This window comes from Lunatimonas salinarum (assembly GCF_017811155.1).
Lineage (GTDB): Bacteria > Bacteroidota > Bacteroidia > Cytophagales > Cyclobacteriaceae > Lunatimonas > Lunatimonas salinarum.
The window spans coordinates 179102-203496 of sequence record NZ_JACVCV010000003.1 but is presented as its reverse complement, the minus strand read 5'-3'; the positions used below and the strand labels follow the sequence as shown (position 1 = coordinate 203496).

Sequence of the window (24395 nt, the reverse complement as noted above, 5' to 3'; positions counted from 1 at the left end):
AGTATGCTTAACATCGTTTTATTTGGACCTCCCGGTGCGGGTAAAGGTACACAGAGTGAAAAGCTGATAGCCAAATATAAAATAGACCATATTTCAACCGGAGATTTGTTCCGCAAGCATCTCGGACAAGGGACGGATTTGGGGAGGCTTGCCCAAAAATACATGGATGAAGGCAATTTGGTGCCGGATGAAGTAGTGATTGGGATGGTCGATGACAAGATAAATGAAACCAAAGACCCTACCGGGTTTATTTTTGATGGGTTTCCACGAACTGTTGCACAGGCAGAAGCATTGGATGCATTGCTTAAGGCCAAAGGTATGGCAATTTCTGGAATGATTTCCTTGGAAGTGCCCGAAGAAGAGCTCCGAAAGCGTATTAAAGAACGGGGTAAGACGTCTGGTAGAGTAGATGATCAGGATGAAGCGAAGATCAGCAACCGAATTAAAGTCTATTTGGACGAGACACTTCCGGTGGCTGATTATTACGATCAGCAGGGGAAACTGAGTCCTGTAGAGGGTGTAGGCACCGTAGATGGCATATTCAGTGCAATTTGTAAGGTAATCGATAATTATTGATAGCCGAAAAAATAGTAGTACCTTTGTTTCAAATTGGCTAGGCATCATTGCTTAGCCAATTTTATTTGGCCCCGTGTCTATCGGCAATCTCCCACCCCGTGAGATAGGCTGGCAGAGGGCGGTTTTCCATCCAACTTAATCAAACACACTGGTGGCAGATTCCAATTTTATCGATTATGTTAAGTTTTGTTCCCGTTCTGGGTCCGGAGGAGCAGGTTCCGTGCATTTCCGGAGGGAAAAGCACGTGCCCAAAGGTGGTCCCGATGGAGGGGATGGCGGTAGAGGGGGACACATTATATTAAAGGGCAATGCGCAGCTTTGGACCCTGCTTCACCTCAAATATAAGAAGCACGTGATTGCCGATTCAGGTCGGAGTGGCGAAGGGGGGAGGCGAAAGGGTGCAGACGGAAAGGATGTCATTCTAGAAGTTCCCATGGGTACGGTGGCAAGGGATGCCGAAACAGGTAATATCCGCTGCGAGATAACCGAAGATGGTCAGGAGTATATTCTCACCTCTGGAGGGCGTGGAGGTCTTGGTAATGACCATTTTAAGACTGCTACCAATCAAGCGCCGCACTTTGCGCAGCCGGGGGAATCAGGAATTGAGGAATGGATTATTTTGGAGTTGAAATTACTGGCCGATGTTGGACTGGTTGGGTTCCCGAATGCAGGCAAATCGACCTTGTTGTCGAGTATTTCAGCAGCTAAGCCCGAGGTCGGAGATTATCCTTTTACGACATTAGTACCCAATCTGGGCGTGGTGGCTTACCGAGACGACCGCTCGTTTGTTATGGCGGATATTCCCGGGATCATAGAGGGTGCCTCAGAGGGCAAAGGGTTAGGATTGCGATTTTTGCGCCATATAGAGCGAAATTCCATTCTGCTATTTGTGATTCCAGCAGATGCAGCGCATCTAGGGTCGCAGTACAACATTCTGGTGAATGAATTGAGGAAGTATAATCCGGAACTCTTGGACAAGCAGCACTTGTTAGCCATTTCAAAATCCGATCTATTGGATGATGAGCTGATTGAGGCGTTGAAAGCAGAACTTCCACAAGAAGTTCCCCACGTCTTTATTTCGTCGGTTACCGGGAAAAATCTGGATCGACTCAAAGATATGATCTGGCAAAAAATTCACGAATAATGCCAGATTGTCAGGTTTTTTTGCTGTGGCAGGCTAATTGTAATGGAAATCGAAACTGTTAAAACTTCATTGAATATGGCGGAGCAAGAACATATGGAACAAGAGGATGTTCTTAAGGAAAAGGAAACCTTGGAAGACAATTCGACACTTGAAAACGATACAAAGGCTGAGGCGGAAGCTTCGGGTACAAGCGATACATCTTCAACGATAGTGGAAAGGCTCACTTCGGAAAATTCGGAATTGAAAGAGAAGTACCTCAGACTCTATTCGGAGTTTGAAAATTACCGAAGAAGAACAGCGAAGGAAAGGCTTGAGCTCATCAAGACGGCCTCTGAAGACGTAATCAAGGAGCTTTTGCCGGTTTTGGACGACTTTGAGCGAGCACTTAAAGCAGAGGAAAAGGAATCTGGCGAGATTGCAGATGAGGGAAAGCGACTTATCTATAACAAGCTAGTCAAAGCCCTTTCGTCTAAAGGTTTACATCCAATGGAAGACCTCATCGGGAAGCCATTTGATGCAGATATGCACGAGGCCATCACCCAGATACCCGCTCCTTCGGAAGATTTGAAAGGCAAGATTGTGGATGTGGTGGAGCGAGGTTACCTACTAGGAGAAAAAGTGGTCAGGTACGCAAAAGTTGTAATAGGACAATAAAAAAGATGGCTAAAAGAGATTATTACGAGGTTTTGGGCGTAGCCAAAGGGGCTAGTGCCGAAGAGATAAAGAAAGCCTATCGGAAAATGGCAATCAAATACCATCCCGATAAAAATCCTGACAACCCCGAAGCTGAGGAGAAATTTAAGGAAGCAGCCGAAGCCTATGAAGTGCTAAGCAATCCTGAGAAGCGGCAGCGATACGATCAGTTTGGACACCAGGGAGTTGGGGGAGGTGCAGGCTATAGCGGCGGGGGTATGAACATGGAGGATATCTTCTCCCAGTTTGGGGACATTTTTGGTGGCGGTGGATTTGACTCTTTCTTCGGAGGCGGCGGGGGTTCGCGTCGTTCCAAAAAGGGCACCAACCTCCGTGTCAAATTAAAGCTTAATTTGAGTGAGGTTGCAAATGGTGTGGAAAAGAAGATCAAAGTAAAGCGGCACAAGGTGGCGGAAGGTGTTACCTTCAAGAATTGCGCAACCTGTCAGGGAACCGGGCAGGTCAAAAAGGTCGTAAATACGATGCTTGGTCAAATGATGTCGGCAAGTACCTGTCCTACCTGTCAGGGCAGTGGCAAAATTGTGGACAAGAAGCCCGCCAATGCCGATTACCAAGGACTGGTAGTTTCAGAGGAAATCATCCCAATCAACATTCCGGCCGGCGTCGGAGAGGGAATGCAGTTGAGCCTTTCGGGCAAAGGAAATGAAATTCCAGGCGGAATCCCAGGGGATCTCCTGATAGTGATCGAGGAGGTTAGCGACGATGTCCTGATACGAGACGGGAATAATGTAGTGTATGATTTATACATTAGTTTTATCGATGCGGTACTGGGGGCATCTATTGAGGTGCCGACAATCGAGGGAAAAGTAAAAATAAAACTGGAGCCAGGTACGCAGAGCGGAAAAATACTTCGGCTTAAAGGGAAGGGCATTAAAGAGTTAAACGGATATGGTAAAGGAGATCAATTGATTCACGTAAATGTTTGGACCCCGAAAGAACTCAATAAAGAAGAGCGTCAACTGCTGGAGTCTTTGAGAGGTTCCGAGAATTTTAGGCCAAATCCGGGCAAATCAGAAAAAAGCATTTTCGACAAGGTAAAGGAGTTTTTCTAAATCAACGGGGTTTTGCTCCGTTTTCTGCTTGGTTTGAAGAAAACCTTTTGTTGCGTCGAACGTACTAATCTCGTATGCTTAAAAAAGTGTTTCTGTTACAATGCTTACTCTTGGCATCCCTTATGGCTGTAGAGTCTGTTGCCCAAATAGCCAAGCAATTTGTAGTGGAAGAGCGGGATGGATTCGATTTGGTCAATTTCGAGTTTTCGTGCTACAAAGGTGTTTCCGATTTCAAGCGGGGATATTATGGAAAGCCGATCTTTGCAACGGCCGAGCTTGGGAAAGTGAATATACTTCCCTCTTTTAGTTATCAAATCAAGGGAGGGGTACTTGCCGCCCGTCTGGAACACAAGAATGTGGAGTCTGAAAGCCTGGGAAGAAGTCTTTCTTACCGGCTCTTTTCCAATACCGATGAAGACTTCGACCATCATTGGGAAGTGGGGCTGGACCCGAATTACCTGTATAACCTGAACCTACATTTTGGCATCGGCAAGGCGCACCTTGATTTTTCCAGCTTACCGGTTTCCAACTGCAAGATTAAAACCGCCTCTGCGGACGTATACCTAGCCTATGCCAGTAAGCTTCCCAACTCCATTAACATGGACACTTTAAGCGTCACCATCAACATGGGGGCGCTTTATGGCGACGATCTTCATTTTTCAAATGCCAGGCAGATGATGTTTGACGTGAGTTATGGTTCTGTAAATTTGAACTTTTCCGATTTGATGGCAGAGGCCAGCCAAGTATATACCAAAGTGGCCGCAGGTTCGGTCAACATCACCCTTCCCCATCAAGATCTACCTTACTTGGTTAAAATCAAATCGACCGCCATGTGCCGTACGAAGCTACCAACCCATCTTCGGGAAATCGGCGATAAGGTCTATGTAAGTAACGGATACAAGGAAGATGCTAAAAATCTCATGACCTTTATGATTGACGTTTCTGTCGGTTCTGTATATTTGAAATAGCGTAAGTAAATTATGCTAACGCGTTTTTTTTCTTAACCAGCCAATAATTTGGGTATTCTAGAAATCATTGGATTGAATAAGTCGTACGGACACCACGTGGCTCTCCGAGATATCGATCTCTCTGTGGAGGAGGGGGCTGTCTTTGGGCTGCTTGGACCTAACGGGGCGGGGAAGACTACGCTGATTCGTATAGTAAATCAAATCATCGACCGCGATTCGGGTGAGATCTATGTCAATGGCGAGCCGCTTAAAATGGTGCATGTACATAATATCGGTTACCTGCCCGAGGAGCGGGGATTGTATAAGGGCATGTCAGTCGATGAACAACTTCAGTATTTTGCGCAGCTAAAGGGCCTTTCTAGCAGGGAATCCAAAGTCAGGATAGATCGATGGCTTAAGCGCTTGAACCTAGATCCTTGGAAGCGTAAGAAGGTTCAGGATCTTTCGAAGGGTATGGCTCAAAAAGTGCAGTTTATTGCAACGGTCATTCATGAACCCAAGCTTTTGATTTTGGATGAGCCATTTTCTGGCTTTGATCCAGTAAACGCCGAGATCATCAAAAATGAAATTCTGGCACTGAAGAGAAACGGTACCACGATCATACTTTCTACTCATCGGATGGAGTCCGTAGAGCTTCTTTGTGACCATATAGCCATGATCAATAAATCCAGGAAAATCTTGGATGGGCCCGTTCGACAGATTCGTCGGGAGTCCAGATCAAATCAATATCGAATCCGGATCAGACCTTTCCAAAGAGGCGTGCTTCCCGATTTTGCAGCATCAATGGAAGATGACGACACGGTAGTGTATTCGATAAGCCTTGGAGGTGAGCAGGTCAACGATTGGTTGATTCGGTTTATGCGCTTTGGGGAGGTGCTGCACTTCGAGGAGGTCATCCCAAGCATAGAGGAAATTTTTATTCAGAAAATCAACGAAAGCCATGGCGAGTAAGATTCTGTTGGTGATCAAACGCGAGTATTTGGCGAGGGTTAAGAAGCGGTCATTTATCGTAGCCACTATTCTGACCCCATTGATTTTTCCTTCTATACTTGGGGTGTTTTTGTGGCTTGGGCTGAGCGATACTCCGGGAGATCAGGCACGGATGGTTGAAGTGATTGACGAAAACGGCGTGATTTTTTTGGAAAGTAACGAGATGTTCGTCTTTTCCTATGTCAACGGATCGGTGGAAGATGCCAAAGCATCTATGCGCACTAGCAGCCGATTTGGATTGCTGCATATTCCACGAATAGAGGAAAATCGTCCAGTAACAGTGACCCTTTACACCGAAGAGACTCCAAGTTTATCGGCAGTAAAGAGTTTAGAATCTCTCGTCAGAAGCAGAATAGAGGAAAAGAAGCTACAAGATTCGGGAGTGGATCCATTTCTTCTTGATCGGCTGAAGGCCGATGTAGCGGTTACCGCTATTCGACTAGAGCAATCGGGCGGCGAAAAGGTCTCCAATACAATGGTGAACTACGGCATTGGCTTTATCACGGGTATTTTGATCTACACGTTCATATTCGTTTACGGGAACCAAATTATGCAAGGGGTAATCGAGGAGAAGTCGAGTAGGATTATCGAGATTTTGGTTTCTTCTTTGAGGCCCTTTCAGTTGATGATGGGGAAAATTGTTGGGATAGGTGCTGTTGGACTCACTCAGTTTCTAATATGGATTGTACTTATCAGCTTGGTCTCCTCCTTGGTAATGGGGTATTTTGGTATGCGCATGCCACAGGAGCAATTGCTCGAGATGTCCAATCCAGAGGCCTCGTCTTTGCTGGCAGAAAGCAGCGAGATCGTGAATATACTGGCGGTTTTGCAGGAGGTGAATTTTCCGCTTTTGGTTTTTACTTTCATTAGTTACTTCGTCGGAGGGTACCTTTTATATGGCGCATTTTTTGCCGCCATCGGAGCAGCAGTGGACAGTCCTTCAGATGCGCAGCAGTTTATGTTTCCGGTTACTATTCCATTGTTGATAGCCTATATGGGATTGTTTATTTTTGTGTTGGACGATCCCAATAGCAAGATTTCCTATTGGCTTTCCATCATTCCATTTACATCACCGGTAGCGATGATGGGACGAGTTAGTTTTGGCGTTCCTTTTATCGAATTATTCATTTCGATCAGCTTGTTGGTCCTCGGATTTCTTTTTACTACATGGGCAGCTGGTAAAATTTACAAGATTGGCATACTTATTCACGGAACGAAGGTGAGTTATAAGACGCTTTGGAAATGGATCAGAGATAACTGATGCTTACAAGAATTAATAAGTTGTTCTAAAGGCAATATTTCCGTATCCTTACAGTTTATTGAGTGTTTGCGTATTTCATCGGAAATAGGTGTTTATCTAGCTCATTCGGAATTTATTGTATGAAAAGTACCTTTCAGGATCTCACTACGCTGGATTTTTATCAAAACAAAGGCAAGGTAAAGTGGATTATTTTTGGCTTTTCTTTGGTGATCAGTATTGGGTCTATCTACTACACCAATACGCTGGTGGAAGAATTAAAGCAAAGGGAACGCCGCCAAGTGGATCTGTATGCTTCTGCGTTGGAATATGCCTCTGTCAATTCGGACAACCTGACATTCATCTTTCAGGACATCATTCAAGAAAACCGTTCCATACCAGTAATTACCACAGATGCAGAAGGAAACCCTTTAGAGTATAAGAACGTCAAAATCAAAAAAAACAGTACGGAAGAGGAAATTGACCGGCAACTTCGCGCAGAACTGGCCGAAATGGTGGCAGTATACGAGCCTATCAAGCTGCTGGACAACTATTTTATTTATTACCGCAATTCCGAATTGCTGACTAGGCTTCGTTATTACCCCTACGTACAACTGTCGGTTATTTTGGTTTTCGGATTATTGGCCTATGCCTTATTTAATCAGTCCAAAGTAGCTGAGCAAAACAGGCTATGGGCCGGTCTAACCAAGGAAACAGCCCACCAATTGGGTACGCCGCTAGCCTCTTTGATGGCGTGGATCGATTACTTTAAGAATTCCCCCGTTTGGGAGGAGAATAAGGAGGTGATCATGGAGCTGGATAAAGACGTCAAAAAGCTACAGGTGGTTACAGAGCGCTTTAGCAATATAGGAAGCACACCGGTAATTAAGGTAGAGAACGTTTATAGTGCCGTAGAAGAAACCATAACGTACCTCCGGCCTCGGATTTCCAGTAAGGTGGAGATTAAGTTCAATTCCCATGCCGAAAATATCGAAGCCATGATGAACAAGCCCCTATTTGAATGGGTGGTGGAGAATATATGTAAGAACGCCGTGGATGCGATGAAAGGGCAGGGAATGATCAGTATTGATATTGTTAAGGAAAGCGAAAAATTCGTCTTTATTGACATCAGCGATACCGGCAAGGGAATGGAAAAGGGGATGTTTAAAAAGGTGTTTAACCCAGGCTTCACAACACGAAAGCGAGGTTGGGGCCTTGGACTTACCTTGGCCAAGCGTATCATTGAGGGGTATCATCAGGGGCGGATTTTTGTGAATAATTCGGAGCTCGGCAGAGGCACCACTTTCCGGGTGGTCCTTCGGGGTGTTACCGATACCGGCCAGTTCAAGGATGAAAAGATGTGGTAGGTAGTTTTTCCTTTCACCGAAGGCAACCAATGTTTTTTAATCAGATCGAAGGACGGTCAGAGGGTCATGCACAATTTGTTACTGATTTTCCGTACCTTTGCAGGCTGAAATTACCCCTGTGATACAATGAGTTTGATTCAAGAAATCCAAAAGCGGAAAACCTTTGGGATAATTGCCCACCCGGATGCTGGAAAGACCACCTTAACCGAAAAAATGTTGCTTTTTGGCGGGGCGATCAAAACTGCAGGTGCGGTCAAGTCCAATAAGATTGATACGGCCACCAAGTCTGACTGGATGGAGATCGAGAAGCAACGGGGTATCTCTGTGGCCACCTCGGTGATGGGATTTGAATATAAGGGGGTGAAAATTAACCTGCTTGACACTCCTGGTCACCAAGACTTTGCGGAAGACACCTATCGGACGCTTACTGCCGTGGATTCGGTTATCATGGTGATTGACTGTGTGAAAGGTGTTGAAATCCAGACAGAAAAGCTCATGGAGGTGTGTCGCATGCGCAATACACCCGTGATTTGCTTTATCAACAAGCTTGACAGGGAGGGGCGGGATCCCTATGAATTGTTGGATGAGGTGGAGGATAAGCTGTCCATAAAGGTACGTCCACTGTCCTGGCCCATTTCAATGGGGAAATCCTTCAAAGGAGTATACAATCTCTACGACAAGCAACTCAACCTTTTTACCCCAAGTCAGCGTAAGATCACCGATGATCGGGTGACCATTGAAGATCTGTCAGACAATCGCCTGGATGAATATATCGGTAGCAGCCTAGCGAATCAGCTGCGGGAAGATGTGGAGTTGATAGAGGGTGTATACCCTGATTTTGATACTTCAGAGTACCTTCAAGGCAAAGTTGCGCCTGTTTTTTTTGGTTCTGCTGTGAATAATTTCGGGATTCAAGAAATGCTCGATACTTTCATCAAAATCGCCCCTATTCCCAAAAGTAGGCAGACGGAGCTTCGGGAAGTAAAGCCGGACGAGGAACAGTTTAGTGGGTTTATTTTTAAGATTCACGCCAACATGGATCCGAAACACCGGAACCGCATAGCTTTTTTGAGAATCTGTTCGGGCCGATTTGAGCGTAACAAACCCTATAAACACGTCAGAGGTACAAAGGCCTTGCGGTTTTCGAATGTCACTTCATTTATGGCTCAGGACAAGGAAATTGTAGATGAGGCCTTTCCGGGTGACATCGTAGGATTATACGATACAGGCAACCTGAAAATAGGAGATTCCCTTACCGAGGGGGAAGACCTGCAGTTCAAGGGGATTCCCAGTTTTTCGCCGGAGATTTTTCGAGAGGTGGTAAACAAGGACGCAATGAAAACCAAGCAGTTGGAAAAGGGGCTTCAGCAGCTTATGGAAGAGGGGGTAGCCCAACTGTTTACTTTTGAAATAGGCGCACGAAAGGTGGTGGGAACCGTGGGCCACCTTCAGTTTGAAGTCATTCAGTTCCGGTTGAAAAATGAGTACAACGCCACTGCGGATTTTGTTCCAATGAATTTATACAAAGCTTGTTGGATTCATAGTTCGGACCGGAGGAAGTTGGATGAGTTTGTTCGATCCAAGCAGCGACACATTGCACGGGACAAAGACGGTAAGTTGGTGTTTATGGCCGAAAGCAAGGCATGGTTGCAAATGGTTCAGGATAACTTCCCGGATATTGAATTTCATTTTACTTCAGAGTACTGACCGTAGATCTCTTTGGATTTGAGTACCTTTATAATTGCATGCCGATACTGAGCTATGAGGAAACCTTTTAATGTAATCTACGAAGATAATCACTTACTGATCGTCAATAAGCGGTCGGGTGTCTTGGTACAGGGTGATAAGACCGGGGATAAGACACTTACGGATTACTGCAAGGAATACATTGCGGAAAAGTACCAAAAACCTGGAGAAGTCTTTTTGCATCCAGTGCACCGCATTGACCGGCCGGTTAGCGGGATAGTTGTGTTTGCCCGCACGTCAAAATCACTTGAACGGATGACGGCGCTTTTTAGAAAGCGGGAAATCCATAAGGTGTATTGGGCGGTGGTGAAGCGGAATCCCAACATGGACAAAGGCAAGTTGACCCATTGGCTGGTCAAGGACGAGCAGCGAAACGTGGTAACAGCCCACGACAGGGAGGTAGCAGGTTCAAAAAAGGCCGAGCTCAATTTTAAACGCTTGGGTAGGCTGAATGATCATTGGCTATTGGAGGTGCGACCCATTAGCGGAAGACCTCATCAGATTCGTGTTCAGCTAGCCGCAATGGGCAGCCCGATCCGAGGAGACGTCAAGTATGGTTTCCCAAAGCCGAATGCGGATGCCAGCATCAACCTTCATGCCTTTCACCTGATCTTTGACCATCCCGTAAAGAAGGAGCGAATTTATATTAGGGCGGCACTTCCAGAGGAGTCTTTTTGGGAGCAATTTTTGGAGTTCGAAGAGGTACGGGGTAAGGATCAACATCTGGACCGTACTTTTAGTGGCTGAGTTTTTGTATGCCCAGTATAAATTGTGAGAATATGATAAGAGCCATAGGAAGGGTATACCTGTTTTTTGTTCTTGCTTTCCCGGCAATGGGACAAACGCAGGGCGTATTTTGGGAGATTTCGGGGAATGGCCTGAGCACCCCCTCTTACCTGATGGGAACAGTTCACCTATTGTGTGAGGATGAGTTTGAGTTGGAGGGAGTATTAGCCGATAAGCTCGCCGCGTCTAGGGCCTTGGTGTTGGAAGTTGACCTGGACGACCCGGGCTTGGCCATCGCCATGATGTCTAAAATGCACAACGAAGGGGGGGAGTCTATCACCGATTATTTGTCGGAAGAGGAATATGGGGAAATCCGCACCCTTCTGATGGAGCGTACAGGTGTGGATATCGGCATGTTAAAAAGGCTACGGCCCTTTATGCTTATGTCCCTCATTTATCCTAGCCTATTGGAATGCGAAACGAAATCCTATGAGTCTGAGCTGATGAAATTAGCCAAGTCTTCCAAGGCTGAAATTCACGGATTGGAGTCGGTAGATGATCAATTATCGGTGTTTGATCAAATTCCTTTGGAAGAGCAATACAGGAGTTTTTACGAATATGCAATGGACTTGGATAAGGGTAGGGAGGAGTTTAAAAAGCTAATCAAGGCCTACCGGGAGGAAGATATCGAGGTACTTTTAAAGATGGTGTCTGAAAGCCCGGAATATAGGGATTATCAGGAAATTCTTTTGGACAATCGAAACCTCAATTGGATAGACCCCATGGGGAAATGGATGAAGGATGGCCCTGTGTTTTTTGCGGTGGGAGCAGGTCACTTGGGAGGCGAAAATGGCCTTATTCAGCTATTGAAAAATGAGGGGTACCGGTTAAGGCGAATTGGCCGGAATTAGCGTAACACACCTGCGTAGGTTTAACCGTCAGTTACGGAAATTTGCTACGTTTTTTGCCGGAAGAAATGTCCTATCCCCGCAATGCTAATCAGAAGAAAGGTAATAAACAAAACCACATCCGTGCTGGATCGGGAATTGTCTTTCAAGGCGTCGTACATGCTTTCAGCAAATACACCCGAAGAAAAGGCAAGTGTGGTTCTTGGTAGCATCCCCCATAATCCAAACCATAACACCCGCACCATTCCAGTAGAGAGCAAGGAAAAAAGGATGTTTGAGAACGCAAAGGGGATGGCGGGACTGATTCGGATAAAAAAGATGAGGCTTCCGATTTGTTGCTGTTTGGCTTGGATTATTTTTCCGACTTTTGGGTATTGATCGAGTAATGGATCCAGCATTTCAGCACTTACCGACCTACCCGCCCGATAGCCTATAGCCGTGGCGATGGTGTACGCAACGACAAGGTAAGCAAAAGCTTCCCATCCCCAGATATACCCTGAAATGATGGCAAGAAATGTAGTAGGGATCAAGGCCAGCCCCATGCTGAGCGCACTCGCGATGATAAACAGGGAAACTGCCAATGGGGAATCCAGCATAGGCAGGGGCCATCGTTCTTCATATACCATCAGATACCGTATACTGGCCATGGATCCCATGCTGGGCATGACGGCCACCCAGGTCAATGCCCAAAAGAATTGAGGGTTGGACCGGGAAATGTCCCTCATACGTTTGAAAAAAGTCGGTTTTTTCTTCATCTTTGGACAAAACTAGTAAAGTTTCGCCGAACAGTTATTGTTGATCCTTTAGTCTAATTTGTTTTGAAGCGTAGATTTTGGAATAAATGCGTCATAGGATATCGGATAGGAAGAAATACACATGGATTCGAGAGATAGTAAGCGGTGGACATCTCTCTTATCAAAGAAAAAAGAACAGGATACTATGAAATTTGCAACCAAAGCCATACATGCAGGTATTGCACCTGATCCCTCTACCGGAGCCATCATGACGCCGATTTATCAGACCTCCACCTATGTGCAGGAGTCTCCGGAGGTACATAAGGGGTTCGAATATTCCCGTACGCACAATCCTACCAGGACTACCCTGCAAGATAATCTTGCGGCACTGGAAAACGGAAGCGTGGGACTGTGTTTTGCCTCCGGAATGGCTGCCATTGACGCAATTTTGAAGCTCTTAAAACCGGGCGACGAAGTTATCAGCACCAATGACCTATATGGGGGTACCTACCGGATTTTCACCAAAGTATTTGAAAAATACGGCATCAAATTTCATTTTGTAGCCATGGAGAAGGCGAATGATTTGGAGCAGTACTTTAATGAAAGCACCAAATTGGTATGGGTGGAAACCCCCACTAACCCGATGATGAATATCATCGATATAGCGGGAATAGCGGAGATTACGAAAAAAAAGGGCGTATTGCTGGCAGTAGATAATACCTTTGCAACCCCCTTTTTACAGACACCGCTTGATCTTGGTGCGGATATCGTGATGCATTCGGTCACCAAGTATTTGGCGGGACATTCGGATGTAGTGATGGGGGCTATTGTGGTAAAGGACGAACAGCTGGGTAAAGAATTGGCGTTTTTACAAAACGCCTGTGGGGCAGTTCCAGGACCGCAGGATTGCTTTTTGGTACTTAGGGGAATCAAAACACTTCATATTAGGATGGAGAGGCATAGTCAAAATGGGAAGACTATTGCCGCGTTTTTGGTAAACCACCCCAAAGTTGCCCGGGTTTACTGGCCTGGTTTTGAGGTGCATCCCAATCATCAGGTCGCAGTGAAGCAGATGAAGGATTTTGGCGGAATGATTTCGTTCACACTCAAAGACAACCGCACAGAAGCGGCTTTCAAAGTGATGGAGCATCTACGCCTTTTTTCGGTCGCTGAATCGCTCGGTGGCGTAGAGTCACTTTGTGGGCATCCAGCTACCATGACCCATGCCAGCATCCCCAAGGCGGAGAGGGAAAAGGTTGGTTTGGTAGATTCACTTATTCGGCTAAGCGTGGGTATAGAGGACGCGGAGGACTTGAAGAGGGATCTAGCCCTCGCGCTTGAAGCATTGTAACCAAACGGGAGGCTATTGAAATACTTTGGAAAACAACCCGTCTCTGAGTTTGACGACTTCTTTGGTGAGCGCCTTGTGGTGTTTTTTGGCGTGTTTGGCGAGAGATAGGTATTTTTTTTCAACCGCCTCTTTGTCTCGCAAATAATAGGTGAAATGTTGATAAAAGAGGTGATTTTGGTACCAGGCGTATTTAGCCTGGGTCAGTGAACTGATCTTTTCGTGGGCGGGCAACGTAAATACCGGGTTCAATCCCCCACTCATACGGATTCGTTCGAGCAAAATGATTTTTTGCAGACTCTCGTATACATTTTTAATGGATTGTGGGTCTGGTTCGTTTTTGATGTCAAACTTAGAAAAGCCAATTTCCTCGTTTATGATTTGTGTACTTGCGGTATTTAGCTCCAGAGGAGTGAGGTTTTTGGAGTAGTTGTATACGGTCAGATACAGGTCTTCCCAGATTTTAAGTGGGGCTGCTATGGTAACATCAAACACATCGTTATAGATGGATTTTTTGTGCTTTTCGATTTCTTCAGAATAGGATAGGTAAGTCTCCTCCATTGTCTCCTGATACTGGTGTAGCTGTTGCTCGATCAGCTTGATGTGGTGAATTTTTTTGGTATTTCGAAAAATAAGATCAAACGGGCTGAACAGCGTGAGACGCAGTGTTTTTTGTTTAAAGTGGATTTTACCAAGCAATTCCAGAAATGTCTGAAAAAAAAACAGCTTTTCTTCCAGCGAAATCGCTTTTTTAGAACGTATTTTTCGCGTCAAATCCTCAAAAAGGGACTTCCCTTCCTCCAGTTGAGCTTCAAAGAGTTTCAGGATATTTACTTTCTGTGGCTCCATAGCTATTCGTGGATTTTAACCAAAGTGGCTCCATAGCCAAAATTGCTCTTATGGGTATCTTTGAAATATTTAATATGGTTTAGCTGGCTAAGGTAGCGATGAATTTCCTTTCGTAGGATTCCGTTTCCAATGCCATGTATGAAGGTGATTTCATCCATCCCGGTGGCAATAGCATAATTTAGGTTTTTCTCGAATACTTCCATCTGTAATTTGAGCTTGTCCGAGTTGCTCAAAAACTCAGGTTCATCGCTGAGTTTTTCGATGTGGAGGTCGATTTCGCGTGCTGGACGGCTAAACTGCCTACTGATGGGTTTTTCTGTAGCTTGTTGCGGATTAAGCTCTTGATTGAGTTTTTGTACATCCAACTCAGATACGTTATGATCCAGGCGAAAAACATAGCCGTCTTTTTCCAAGACAGGAGCTTTTCCTTTGCTTTTAAAAAAGGAGGATGCCTTGAATTTTACACTTCGTTCAAAGGGTTTTTCGGTCTTTTCCAAACGGAAGTTGATCGGGATGATCTGAATCAATAAGGCAGGCCAATTTTCGAACACTTTAATGGATTTTTCTTCCATCATGTGATGGGATTTTGCCTTGGCGACGCCAGCACCCAGCGTTTTTGAATTATCGCCATGCACCTCAGAGATTGCATATAGGATGTCCTTATTCAAGTTATTGATCAGATACATGCCATGATTGTGGTCGTTAAAGGGAATGTAGGCTAAAAATATACCGGAGCTGGACGATAACGCAGAGGACTTAGCAGCTTTCGGCTGCCAAGTGGGCGAGGCGGGTTTTTCTGAGCGAAAATAGCTGGATTCCACCTCGTTGATTAAGACAACCTCGGATTTTAGTGCCGGAATACGAAAGCCTTCCTCTATCTCGATTTCCACTTCTCCACCCGGCAGTATCCTTGTGATGGTTCCTTCTTCCTTGCCATGAAGCAATTTTACCTTATCTCCTACATTCATGTGTTCTTTTTTTGGTAGCCTGAAATGGGAATTTCGAACGTAAAGAACATAAAAATTCTGCAAAAGTAAACGGTTTTCAGTCGGAGGATCGGAAAACTCCCTGCGTTACAAGGTGAAAATAGAATCAGAGAACCGCTTTATAGGTTTCAAGCGCCCGCTCACGGGCAAATTTATGATCTACCATCGGCTTGGGGTAATCGGATGAACGCCACTCGGGTACCCACTTTTCGACGTATTTTCTGTCTTTATCGAATTTTTCCTGTTGCGAAGTGGGGTTAAAGATTCGGAAGTAGGGTTGGGCATCTGTACCTGTGCCGGCAGCCCATTGCCACCCGCCATTGTTGGAGGCCAATTCATAATCCAACAACTTTTTTGCAAAGTAGGCTTCTCCCCAGCGCCAATCTATCAAGAGATGTTTAGTCAGGAAACTGGCTGTGATCATCCGTACCCGGTTGTGCATGTAACCGGTAGCGTTCAGTTCCCGCATTCCGGCATCTACGATGGGGTATCCTGTCTTGCCCTCGCACCACACTTGAAACTCCTCTGGCTTATCCCTCCAGGGGATCTGGTCATACGCCTTTTTAAACGCATTATCCACCACATGTGGATTGTGGTATAGGATCATCATGTAAAACTCCCTCCAGATTAATTCGTTTAGATAGGTTTCATTAAGCGCTTGGGCTTCTGACACGAGCTTCCGTACGCTGATCGTTCCGAAGCGTAGGTGTATGCCGAGACGGGTCGTGCCTGATAATGCGGGGAAGTTTCGGGTTTCATCATAGCGTTGAATCAAGGGGCGGTTAATCTCCAAGGGTGGAATGGAGATGTCTGCTTCCTGAAAGCCGATTTCAGCCAGGGTGGGAATCGGAAAAGGTGGGGTCTGTAGGAATTTATTGTTGCGGGGATTCAGCAGCACCGGGCTTAGTTTGATGGCTTGCAAGCGTTGCTTCCAGCTCCTGCTGTAGGGTGTGAAGACTTTGTAGTGCTGACCACTGTCGGTCAATATTTCGTTCTTTTCGAAGATCACTTGGTCTTTGAAATCCAAAAAAGGGATATTTTTGGTTTTAAGGAAATCACTGATGGATTGATCTCTCTCCCGTGCATAGGGTTCATAGTCCCGGTTGGTATATACACATTGCACGTCGTACTCCTGCAGCAAAGCCCCATACACTTGCAGAGGACTTCCGTATTTTACCAATAAACTACTGCCAAATGCGGCAAGTTCTCGGTGAAGTCTTTGCAGTTCCTGATGGATAAAGGCGACACGTGCATCTTTTTTGTCCTCCAGCTTTTCGAGGATTTCGGTATCAAAAATAAAAAGGGGGAGTACATTCGATTCTTGGGTGTAGGCATAAAACAGCCCACTGTTGTCTTCTAGTCGAAGGTCTCGTCTAAACCAAAATAGGGTGACTTTTTCCATTCCTTATTAATCGAGTAGGGATAAAAATGTTTGTTTTTTGTTAAAAATCGGCCGGTTTGTCCAACAGTTGAATGACTGGTTTTTCCACTTCTGCTTCTGGTTTGAAAAGTTCGGGTGCCAATTTGTCCAGATTGATTTCGAAATTGTACCGAAGAGAATTGTCGTCGTCGTTAAACAGTTGAGCGGGAGGGTTTTTTCTCCTGATATTTTGAAACAATTCTTTGAACGAACTGAATAACAAATTCTGCGAAACCGAAACTCCGTAGGTGTTGGGAGCGCGGTTATTGATATTCAATGCGGTGAGTGTATTAAAGTTGTTGCGGTTATATACCCTCACCCGGTACCTTCCATCCTCAGTGAGTAGGTATTCTGCCTGCCAGTCACCTGCGATGGTGTTGAAGTCCGCGTTTCCCTGCAGATCGGTAAATCCACCGTCTCGGGTTACCCTGAGACGCCCATCCAAAAATGTGTATGCCACCCGCAATTGAAAGGTTTCCAGAGCGGTCTCATCGAGAGAAGTGAGGTCGAAATCAATCTCTAGGTTTTGATCCACTTGTGCTATCAAGCTGTTGAGTTGGGAGGATATTAGCTGGCTCAGGTTAGAGAAGCCTATGCCCGCCCCACTAAATTGGCCCGGCGGTGAAAACCTCCGGAGCATGATCAGCGAGAATACTTGACGGTTTTTCTCCTGCTCGTCGTTTGCGAGGCGGTTTTGGAATGCAGAAATGGTCGTCTGCAGTTCACTGCCCTCTGGGAATGCCGAAAAGTCAAAGGCAAATGAAATATCCGGAGAGAGAAGCTGGCCCTCTAGATTCATCAGTACTTTAACCGGATACCTACGTTTTAGCTCGGCCGTTTCAAACTCTGTGGCATTGGGGTTACTTTGCAGGCCAATCATGGAGACATTTTCCTCATAACTGGCCCGGATAGTCATATTCCCTTGGTAAGGATCCCCAAACCACGTGATCCGTCCGCCCGGTTCAATGACAAATCGCTTGTTGATGATGTTATATAACGAAAAATTGTATATCGCATCTACGATTTCATAGGTGCCAGTCATGTTGAAGTTGCCCTGTGTATCCACATTGAGGTTCAGGACGCCCCTCCCTCTCCCTTGGATATTTTCACCGGTTCTCGGGTCTATCTGAATTTCAAGGAATGCGTTTGGATTTAAATCTAGGTTTAGATTTAGGTTTAAGTTGCGGATATTGGTGTTCCGTGAGGTCTGCTGGGTAGAGGAGTTGGCGGTGGTGTCGTGTACGTTTATAAAGGTGATGAAATCTTCCTGTACCTGTACGTCGCTGCTGCTTAACGGGATAAAAACACGTGTATTTGGCTGGGATGTGGCGTTGGCAGTAATCTCCAGGTTATTAAATGCCCCGAAAACTGACACTGTGCCTGAGGCGAAGGCAGTCCCATAAAACAGCTCGTTGTTTGCAAGGGTGGTATTGAGCACCTGCATGTTTGTAAGTGAAGCATTCAAATCTACGATGAAGTTGGAAAAATTATCGTGGCTTAGTCCTCCCGAAAGTGTTGCCCGGTTGTTGTTGCTATCCCGCAGGCTTACCGCTCTGAGACTGATCTCGTTGGGTTCAAACAATATGTCACCCTCCGCAGTATAATGCGTATTCAAGTAATTGAACAAAAACCGTCCGCCAGACAACGTACCTTGTCCGGTTACTTCTGGCTTGCCCAAGGTGCCGGCTACTTTCAGTCTCCCATCGACTGTGCCACCAAGCTCAGAAAGCAATCCCTGCAAAAAAGGCTCGGCTATTGCCAAGTTGGTCTCTTCGAATATCGCGGTTAGATCAAGTTCGTTGTCAAAGTCGCCTACCGTTCCCCTTACCTCGATGGCTTTTTTAGTTTCCCTGTAATTATCGACCTGCACATAAATAGACTCGTTTTCGAAAAATGCAGCGGCCTCAATATCTCCGATCAGGAAATCATTGATATGGATATCCCGGATATTCAGATAGCCTTCTGAGCCTTCTTTGCGCTGGTATTCCGTCAATATCAACGCGCCGTTGGCAATTCCCCGGTAACGCATCAGTCCAAATGAATTCAAAAAATCCAAGCTAAGCTCGTTGATCTTGATGTCCAGCGACTCAGCAGGATCGGAGTTGATTTTTCCGTCGGCAGAAATATATTGATCCTCGTGAAAAAGTTTGACATTATTGAAAGCTACCTCGTTTTTTCTCAGCTGTATACTGTTGTCAGGGACAAATTCCCAGTAATTTTCCAAAAGCTTGATATCCGAGGGTTCCAAGGTAATTACCGTGTTGCCTGGTTGTAACAGGATTTCACTGTTGATCCGTAGGTAGCTTTCAGTAGCCAGCTGGTCCAGTCCTATTCGAAGGTCCACTGTGGACTCACTCCATATTGCTTCGGTGGCTAGGTTATGAAAAGTAAGGTTAGACCCGACCTGCTGCCGTTTGGAATAGAGGTAAAATGCGGCCAATACATCGGTGGAATTCTTCCGCTTGGATGTGTTGAAATCAATATTGTTGTCAAAAAAATAATTGCCGTTATAATAAATCGTGTCGACGGCTGCAAAAAAATTAAACACCGTGTTTTCGGCTGTCTGGTAAAACGCTCCTTCCAACGTAGTCTGATGAGAAATGTACATAGCAGGTTCCAGCAGATTAATGATGGGATTCGGATCTCTGAGATCCACGTACAGATCTATGTAATAGTCGTCGCTGTCTCCGGAAAGGCGTCGTTTGGTAGGCTCGTTTGTAAGGATATTCCAATAATCCTCCCATAACTCCTGTACGTCCGTTAAGAGTTCACCCACACGGAATTTTCCCGATATGCCGGCTACGAGCAGGTCGGAGTTTAAGGAGATAACTCGGGACTCATCGGTGAACAGGGATTGGAATAAAAAATAGTCCAGAAAGAGGTCCCTGCCTTCATAGCTGATAAGCACATCTCTAAAGCGTGTCACCCCTTCAATATTATCCAGCTCAATACCTTTGGTGTCCAGCTCAAAACTACCACTTAGAAAGAGGTTGTTTTCAGTGATGTTCAATTGCTGTAGGAAAGCGGTATCCAGCTTGAGGATCAAGTTGGCGGAATCCTTTTGGTTTCGTAAATCCAAGGTGCCGTCTACATCCATCACCAAATTAGGATCTTTAATTTTTAGTTGGCCTCGAAAGAGCTCTTTTCCAAAGGTGGCGTTGGTGGTAATGCCCGAATAATTGTAGTTGTTGATGCCCAGGTTCCGGAAATTGGCATCCAGTTCAATGATGGCTGATTCGGCAGTAAGCCCGGAACCATTGAAGTTGCCTCGAAAACTCGCCTTCTGAAAGAGTTCTCTATCCTCCAGCAAAATGCCGATGTCCAAATTTACAGCTTCCATATTTCCTTGATATGAAGGAATACCGTCTTCGGTGTACTTGAAATTCACCGTACCCCGAAAAGTACCGATTCTGGTTCTGAAATCACCATTCGCTTTAAATTCGGAGAGGTAGCCGTTCAAGTCGGTGTCGAAACGGATATCGCGAAATTTGTCCAGCTCTTTTTGTGCGGACAGGCTTACATAGGGCTTTAGGTCGGCGCTTAACAGCGTGGAGTTTACTAGGGATAGGTTGAAGTACGTGTCTGAGATTTCCGGTAGTCCCTGTATGCTAAACTTTCCGAATAGTGCGCTGCGCTCTCCAAAGCGAATCAACAGTTCTTCAGACGTCAGTTCTTGGATGGTCCCATGAACTTCACCACTGAGGTACACAAGGTCATCCACACCTGGAAATGTGGCCGAGAAGTATGCTAAATCGGGTAAATGCAGTACGGCTTCATCTAAATTGGCAAAAATGCGAACCTCTTTGGTGAAATTGCGCAGGCTTCGGGGACTCTCGTAGGTAAAGTGCAGATAATTTTTGATCTGGGTCTGATTGGACTTTAGGTATAGGTTTGCTAGTTCCATCCCCGTAGAACTATAAGTAAACGTGGTGCGTAATTGCTGAACTGGGATACCGGAGGTCGCTTCGGTGCCTTCCAGGTAGTTTAGATCAAAGGCAACGGTATCTGCATGAACCCGAAAGTCATCTGCCATTGCCACCAACTTACGAAACCGTAACCTGCTATAATCAAACGTTTGGGTAAGAATCGTGACATTATAGTCTAAAATGTCCAGCGAAGTATCGTCCAAACTGATCATGTCAACCACAAATTTTGGCGGGCGCTTATCCGTCCGGGGAGTTGTAGGCTTTAGGATTCGGCCCAATCGCTCCAAAAACACATTGATGTTGAGTCGGGTATCTCCTAAATGGGTGATCAGCCGCACGTTACCCTCTTTTAGGGAAACCTCATCCAGTCCGGGATTTTCGGCATCGAGTAGGCCTCTAATCGAAAAGTCGACGTAAACTTCCTCCAAGTCTGCCATCAGGCTATCCTGCAAATCGTAGATCGTTACATTTTTCAGGCTTATGGCATCCCACCATCGGATGTTTACTGTGTCTATGTTGGTCCGGTATCCGGTCTTTTCAGAGATTAGCGAGGTGAAATATCCCGCAACCGTCGTCTGTATCACAGGGATTTGCAGTAGTCCGACGAGCAGCAGGAACAGTACCAAAAAGAACAGCGTTACCCTTGAAAGCAGGTTAAGTGCTTTCCGCAAAATTTCCGTAACTTTCGGGTTCGTTTCCAATCGTAAAATGAATGACCGTAAATATATTAGCTATCGAATCCTCTTGTGATGAAACGTCAGCATCGGTGATTTCTGATGGCAAAGTACTCAATAATATCATCGCTACCCAATCTGTCCACGAGAAATATGGAGGGGTGGTTCCCGAGTTGGCGTCAAGGGCGCATCAGCAACATATTATTCCGGTGGTTCACGAAGCATTGAGTCAATCGGGGGTGTCCAAGGCGTCATTGAGTGGGGTAGCATTTACCCGTGGGCCCGGGCTTATGGGATCCTTGCTGGTCGGAGGTTCCTTCGCCAAATCCTTTGCGTTCGCATTAGGGATCCCGCTGATTGAAGTGAACCATATGGAGGCCCATATCTTGGCTCATTTTATCGAAGATCCTAAGCCTACTTTCCCGTTTATTTGTCTTACGGTGAGCGGGGGTCACACCCAATTGGTATTGGTACGGGATTATATGGAGATGGAGGTGGTCGGCGAGACGCTCGATGATGCGGTGGGTGAAGCGTTTGACAAGATAGCCAAGCTACTTGGGTTGCCCTATCCCGGCGGACCACATCTCGATAAACTGGCAGCCGAAGGAAACCCACGTGCCTTTGCTTTTCCAGTAACCAGTATGAAGGGTCTGGATTTTTCATTCAGTGGAATCAAAACAGCCGTCATGTACTTTCTGAAAGAGAGGCTACGGGATGATCCTGATTTTGTAAAAGCGAGAATGGCGGATATTTGTGCCTCGGTACAGTTTACACTCATCAGCATGCTGCTGATAAAGTTAAAAAAGGCGTCAACCATGTACCGGGTGAAACAAATAGCCATCGCAGGAGGAGTATCGGCAAACAGCGGACTAAGAAACACCTTAGCGGAAGTGGCTGAGGAAACGGGGTGGCAGGTATTTATTCCGCGCATGGAATATTGCACAGACAATGCGGCGATGATAGCCATGGCAGGGTATATCAAATACCAATATGGAATCTTCTGTGATTTGGAGGTTAGTCCTTCGGCAAAAATGAAAATCGGAAAAAATGGCTAAGAAGAGTAGGTTTGAGAAAACCATCAACATAAAAAATAAAAAGGCGAGTTTTGAATTTGAGTTTTTGGACAAATATGTCGCCGGGATTTCGCTGCGTGGCACCGAAATTAAGTCGCTTCGAGAAGGTAAAGTGTCCCTTACGGAGGCCTATTGCTATTTTAGGAAAGGGGAGTTGTTTATCAAACAGATGCACATCGCTCCGTATAGCTTGGCCGTTCACTATAACCATGATCCGGTGCGTGAAAGAAAACTGTTGCTTAACCGTCAAGAGTTGAATAAATTAGAAGCTAAATTTTCTGAAAAAGGTCTCTCCATCGTGCCAGTCCGCATCTTTATTAATGACCGGGGCTTGGCAAAGGTAGAGCTTGCCTTGGCGAAGGGCAAAAAGACCCATGACAAGCGACAGTCTATCAAAGAAAAGGATGCAAAACGCGACCTCCAACGTATGGCCTTCTGAAGACAAGTTTGGCATATGCCGGCTAAGCCTTCTTCCCTTATACGCTTCGGCTTCACCGGGATCGAGCTTAGTGAGTCAGTTGCTCTACGGAGAGACGTATCGACTGATGGATGTGTCGGAGGATCGTAATTGGATAAAGGTAGAGGCAGAAAATTATGCCGGTTCAGGATGGATGGCGGTTTCGCAGCACCATTCCTTGGATGAAGAAATGTTTCTCCAATTGCAACAGAGCGATTTTCAAGTTACCCTGTCCGATATCGTGACCATACAGCTTTTTGAAAGGCAGGGCGTACTCACCGTTACCCCGTTAAAGGGGCATGAGACGGCACACCGGCAAAACATTTCCGGACGTAACCAAGTTCATGAATTCATCAGGCTGATTCATTTATGATGGAGCGAATGGATAAGAAAGTGCTGGTATTAAACTTGGATCATACCCCGATTGCGGTGGTAAATGTTCAAAAGGCGATCGTACTCACCTTACTGGAGAAAGCCACCCCTATCGCTAATTTTGAGCAACTTCGCATACGTACCGTCAATAGGGATTTTCATTATCCCGCAGTAATCCGCCTTTACGAGTATAAAAATATACCCTACCGCGGGGTGATGCTAAACCGGGTCAATTTATATCGGAGAGATCACATGAGTTGTCAATACTGTGGTTCTGCAAAAAATCTGACCATCGATCATGTAATTCCCAAATCAAAAGGTGGTAAGACGAGCTGGGGCAACTTGGTGACCGCTTGCCATCGATGCAATACGTTGAAGGGAGACAAGTCTCCCGAGCAAATGGGGATGCAATTGCTTAGGCAACCTTTTAGACCTACTCTTTCCTATTTTTTGGCAGAATACGCCGAACGGCACGCAGCAGAGTGGCTGCCTTTTTTGCAGGTTCGGGTAGGATAGCTGGGTAGTCGATTTCTCGCCTAAGATCACCCTACGCTTTGTCTTTCGGGGAATCCTGCGTGATCTCAAGGTGGGAAAAGTCCACGGCGAAGCCCTCCCCGTCCGGTGAGGCAGCCATCAAGCCAACCATTAGGGAATCAGAGGGAGGCATGTAGGCAATGCGCAGCAGGTCATAGTGTATATCGTCCGAAGAGAAGTGGATTTCTACAAATTCGTTTTCACGGAATAGTTTGAGCCAGATATGAGGTGGGTTGCCGGCATAGGGACTCACAGACCAATCCGAATAGTCCCTAGTGACCACCGCGCTTACCTGTTGCTGCCCGTGTACGTATTCGATTCCGGTTTTGAGCCAGTGGCTTTCATCCTGCCGAATCATAATGCCCGCTTGGTCATAGAGGTCTTTGTACTCACCGGTTATTTTTACTTTGATTTCAAATTTTCCAAACAGCTCTGTAAAGAAAAAATGGCCATTGTCCCGGATAAATCCATAATGGGTTTTTCGCCAAAAGTCTGTTTTTGGATCGGTTTGGAGGGTAAAGTTCTCTCCGGTTATTTTCCAGTGTTTCGGTTCGTTGATCCAATGATAGTTTTCCAGCATAAAAGCATCGCGTT

At 45.8% G+C, this 24395-nt stretch carries 22 protein-coding genes; 16 read left to right on the top strand and 6 right to left on the bottom strand.

Annotated elements, in window-relative coordinates; all coding sequences use genetic code 11:
- The first annotated feature begins 3 nt into the window (after positions 1-3).
- From IAQ59_RS04650 to IAQ59_RS04600, 11 genes are all read left to right on the top strand, one after another.
- Positions 4-576, top strand: a complete 573-nt coding sequence (locus IAQ59_RS04650) for an adenylate kinase (RefSeq protein WP_209329621.1) — start codon at positions 4-6, stop codon at positions 574-576.
- 151 nt (positions 577-727) lie between these two features.
- A complete protein-coding gene (gene obgE, locus IAQ59_RS04645) occupies positions 728-1720 on the top strand; it encodes a GTPase ObgE (RefSeq protein ID WP_209329620.1) in 993 nt (330 codons plus the stop codon).
- Between the two features lie 75 nt (positions 1721-1795).
- Positions 1796-2374 (top strand): nucleotide exchange factor GrpE, encoded by a 579-nt coding sequence (locus IAQ59_RS04640; protein WP_209329619.1) that lies wholly within the window; start codon positions 1796-1798, stop codon positions 2372-2374.
- Between the two features lie 5 nt (positions 2375-2379).
- Complete coding sequence (gene dnaJ / locus IAQ59_RS04635) at positions 2380-3486, top strand: molecular chaperone DnaJ (RefSeq protein ID WP_209329618.1); 1107 nt, start codon at positions 2380-2382, stop codon at positions 3484-3486.
- Positions 3487-3560: 74 nt separating this feature from the next.
- Positions 3561-4454: a hypothetical protein gene (locus IAQ59_RS04630; RefSeq protein WP_209329617.1), complete on the top strand. Its 894-nt coding sequence runs from the start codon at positions 3561-3563 to the stop codon at positions 4452-4454.
- Positions 4455-4502: 48 nt separating this feature from the next.
- On the top strand, positions 4503-5405 hold the full coding sequence (locus IAQ59_RS04625) for an ABC transporter ATP-binding protein (protein WP_209329616.1): 903 nt from the start codon (positions 4503-4505) through the stop codon (positions 5403-5405).
- Complete coding sequence (locus tag IAQ59_RS04620; protein ID WP_209329615.1) at positions 5395-6705, top strand: ABC transporter permease; 1311 nt, start codon at positions 5395-5397, stop codon at positions 6703-6705. The genes IAQ59_RS04625 and IAQ59_RS04620 overlap by 11 nt, the downstream gene beginning before the upstream one ends.
- A gap of 119 nt (positions 6706-6824) precedes the next feature.
- The gene (locus tag IAQ59_RS04615; RefSeq protein ID WP_209329614.1) at positions 6825-8048 is read left to right on the top strand and encodes a sensor histidine kinase; all 1224 of its coding nucleotides are present in this window, start codon (positions 6825-6827) and stop codon (positions 8046-8048) included.
- Positions 8049-8174: 126 nt separating this feature from the next.
- Positions 8175-9755, top strand: coding sequence for a peptide chain release factor 3 (locus tag IAQ59_RS04610; protein WP_209329613.1), 1581 nt, complete (start codon positions 8175-8177; stop codon positions 9753-9755).
- A 54-nt stretch (positions 9756-9809) separates the two neighbouring features.
- Positions 9810-10541, top strand: coding sequence for an RluA family pseudouridine synthase (locus tag IAQ59_RS04605; protein ID WP_209329612.1), 732 nt, complete (start codon positions 9810-9812; stop codon positions 10539-10541).
- A 32-nt stretch (positions 10542-10573) separates the two neighbouring features.
- A complete protein-coding gene (locus IAQ59_RS04600; protein WP_209329611.1) occupies positions 10574-11431 on the top strand; it encodes a TraB/GumN family protein in 858 nt (285 codons plus the stop codon).
- A 44-nt stretch (positions 11432-11475) separates the two neighbouring features.
- Here the strand turns inward: IAQ59_RS04600 and IAQ59_RS04595 are convergent, their stop codons facing one another.
- Positions 11476-12153 carry a TVP38/TMEM64 family protein gene (locus tag IAQ59_RS04595; RefSeq protein ID WP_245189433.1) on the bottom strand — a complete coding sequence of 226 codons (678 nt, stop codon included), beginning with the start codon at positions 12151-12153 and terminating at the stop codon, positions 11476-11478.
- A 151-nt stretch (positions 12154-12304) separates the two neighbouring features.
- Between IAQ59_RS04595 and IAQ59_RS04590 the strand changes: the two genes are divergently transcribed.
- Complete coding sequence (locus IAQ59_RS04590; RefSeq protein ID WP_209329610.1) at positions 12305-13513, top strand: cystathionine gamma-synthase; 1209 nt, start codon at positions 12305-12307, stop codon at positions 13511-13513.
- A gap of 12 nt (positions 13514-13525) precedes the next feature.
- Here the strand turns inward: IAQ59_RS04590 and IAQ59_RS04585 are convergent, their stop codons facing one another.
- The 4 genes from IAQ59_RS04585 to IAQ59_RS04570 form a co-directional block, all read right to left on the bottom strand.
- The gene (locus IAQ59_RS04585) at positions 13526-14359 is read right to left on the bottom strand and encodes a hypothetical protein (protein ID WP_209329609.1); all 834 of its coding nucleotides are present in this window, start codon (positions 14357-14359) and stop codon (positions 13526-13528) included.
- A gap of 2 nt (positions 14360-14361) precedes the next feature.
- Complete coding sequence (locus IAQ59_RS04580) at positions 14362-15327, bottom strand: Smr/MutS family protein (protein ID WP_209329608.1); 966 nt, start codon at positions 15325-15327, stop codon at positions 14362-14364.
- Between the two features lie 124 nt (positions 15328-15451).
- Positions 15452-16747 carry a cryptochrome/photolyase family protein gene (locus IAQ59_RS04575; protein ID WP_209329607.1) on the bottom strand — a complete coding sequence of 432 codons (1296 nt, stop codon included), beginning with the start codon at positions 16745-16747 and terminating at the stop codon, positions 15452-15454.
- Positions 16748-16787: 40 nt separating this feature from the next.
- Positions 16788-21362: a translocation/assembly module TamB domain-containing protein gene (locus tag IAQ59_RS04570; protein WP_245189431.1), complete on the bottom strand. Its 4575-nt coding sequence runs from the start codon at positions 21360-21362 to the stop codon at positions 16788-16790.
- Between the two features lie 41 nt (positions 21363-21403).
- Here IAQ59_RS04570 and tsaD point away from each other — a divergent pair, with 41 nt between their 5' ends.
- Genes tsaD through IAQ59_RS04550 form a run of 4 tightly spaced genes read left to right on the top strand, consistent with a single transcriptional unit; the run spans position 21404 to position 23783 of the window.
- Positions 21404-22420, top strand: coding sequence for a tRNA (adenosine(37)-N6)-threonylcarbamoyltransferase complex transferase subunit TsaD (gene tsaD, locus IAQ59_RS04565; protein ID WP_209329606.1), 1017 nt, complete (start codon positions 21404-21406; stop codon positions 22418-22420).
- The gene (gene smpB / locus IAQ59_RS04560) at positions 22413-22877 is read left to right on the top strand and encodes an SsrA-binding protein SmpB (protein ID WP_209329605.1); all 465 of its coding nucleotides are present in this window, start codon (positions 22413-22415) and stop codon (positions 22875-22877) included. The genes tsaD and smpB overlap by 8 nt, the downstream gene beginning before the upstream one ends.
- The gene (locus IAQ59_RS04555) at positions 22843-23268 is read left to right on the top strand and encodes a hypothetical protein (protein WP_209329604.1); all 426 of its coding nucleotides are present in this window, start codon (positions 22843-22845) and stop codon (positions 23266-23268) included. Before smpB ends, IAQ59_RS04555 begins: the two co-directional genes overlap by 35 nt.
- Before the next feature lie 8 nt (positions 23269-23276).
- Entirely contained in the window at positions 23277-23783 is a 507-nt protein-coding gene (locus IAQ59_RS04550; RefSeq protein WP_209329603.1) for an HNH endonuclease, read from the top strand.
- A 31-nt stretch (positions 23784-23814) separates the two neighbouring features.
- Here the strand turns inward: IAQ59_RS04550 and IAQ59_RS04545 are convergent, their stop codons facing one another.
- The gene (locus tag IAQ59_RS04545) at positions 23815-24381 is read right to left on the bottom strand and encodes a DUF1349 domain-containing protein (protein WP_209329602.1); all 567 of its coding nucleotides are present in this window, start codon (positions 24379-24381) and stop codon (positions 23815-23817) included.
- Positions 24382-24395 lie beyond the last annotated feature (14 nt).

Bases quoted from the DNA above. Each gene is read 5' to 3' on its own strand.
- IAQ59_RS04580 (WP_209329608.1), bottom strand. From the start codon at position 15,327: ATGAATGTAGGAGATAAGGTAAAATTGCTTCATGGCAAGGAAGAAGGA.
- IAQ59_RS04545 (WP_209329602.1), bottom strand. From the start codon at position 24,381: ATGCTGGAAAACTATCATTGGATCAACGAACCGAAACACTGGAAAATA.
- smpB (WP_209329605.1), top strand. From the start codon at position 22,413: ATGGCTAAGAAGAGTAGGTTTGAGAAAACCATCAACATAAAAAATAAA.
- IAQ59_RS04620 (WP_209329615.1), top strand. From the start codon at position 5,395: ATGGCGAGTAAGATTCTGTTGGTGATCAAACGCGAGTATTTGGCGAGG.
- IAQ59_RS04610 (WP_209329613.1), top strand. From the start codon at position 8,175: ATGAGTTTGATTCAAGAAATCCAAAAGCGGAAAACCTTTGGGATAATT.
- IAQ59_RS04630 (WP_209329617.1), top strand. From the start codon at position 3,561: ATGCTTAAAAAAGTGTTTCTGTTACAATGCTTACTCTTGGCATCCCTT.
- IAQ59_RS04615 (WP_209329614.1), top strand. From the start codon at position 6,825: ATGAAAAGTACCTTTCAGGATCTCACTACGCTGGATTTTTATCAAAAC.
- IAQ59_RS04605 (WP_209329612.1), top strand. From the start codon at position 9,810: ATGAGGAAACCTTTTAATGTAATCTACGAAGATAATCACTTACTGATC.
- tsaD (WP_209329606.1), top strand. From the start codon at position 21,404: ATGACCGTAAATATATTAGCTATCGAATCCTCTTGTGATGAAACGTCA.
- IAQ59_RS04640 (WP_209329619.1), top strand. From the start codon at position 1,796: ATGGCGGAGCAAGAACATATGGAACAAGAGGATGTTCTTAAGGAAAAG.
- IAQ59_RS04575 (WP_209329607.1), bottom strand. From the start codon at position 16,747: ATGGAAAAAGTCACCCTATTTTGGTTTAGACGAGACCTTCGACTAGAA.
- IAQ59_RS04650 (WP_209329621.1), top strand. From the start codon at position 4: ATGCTTAACATCGTTTTATTTGGACCTCCCGGTGCGGGTAAAGGTACA.
- IAQ59_RS04550 (WP_209329603.1), top strand. From the start codon at position 23,277: ATGGATAAGAAAGTGCTGGTATTAAACTTGGATCATACCCCGATTGCG.
- dnaJ (WP_209329618.1), top strand. From the start codon at position 2,380: ATGGCTAAAAGAGATTATTACGAGGTTTTGGGCGTAGCCAAAGGGGCT.
- IAQ59_RS04590 (WP_209329610.1), top strand. From the start codon at position 12,305: ATGGATTCGAGAGATAGTAAGCGGTGGACATCTCTCTTATCAAAGAAA.
- IAQ59_RS04595 (WP_245189433.1), bottom strand. From the start codon at position 12,153: ATGAGGGACATTTCCCGGTCCAACCCTCAATTCTTTTGGGCATTGACC.
- IAQ59_RS04555 (WP_209329604.1), top strand. From the start codon at position 22,843: ATGCAAAACGCGACCTCCAACGTATGGCCTTCTGAAGACAAGTTTGGC.
- IAQ59_RS04600 (WP_209329611.1), top strand. From the start codon at position 10,574: ATGATAAGAGCCATAGGAAGGGTATACCTGTTTTTTGTTCTTGCTTTC.
- IAQ59_RS04585 (WP_209329609.1), bottom strand. From the start codon at position 14,359: ATGGAGCCACAGAAAGTAAATATCCTGAAACTCTTTGAAGCTCAACTG.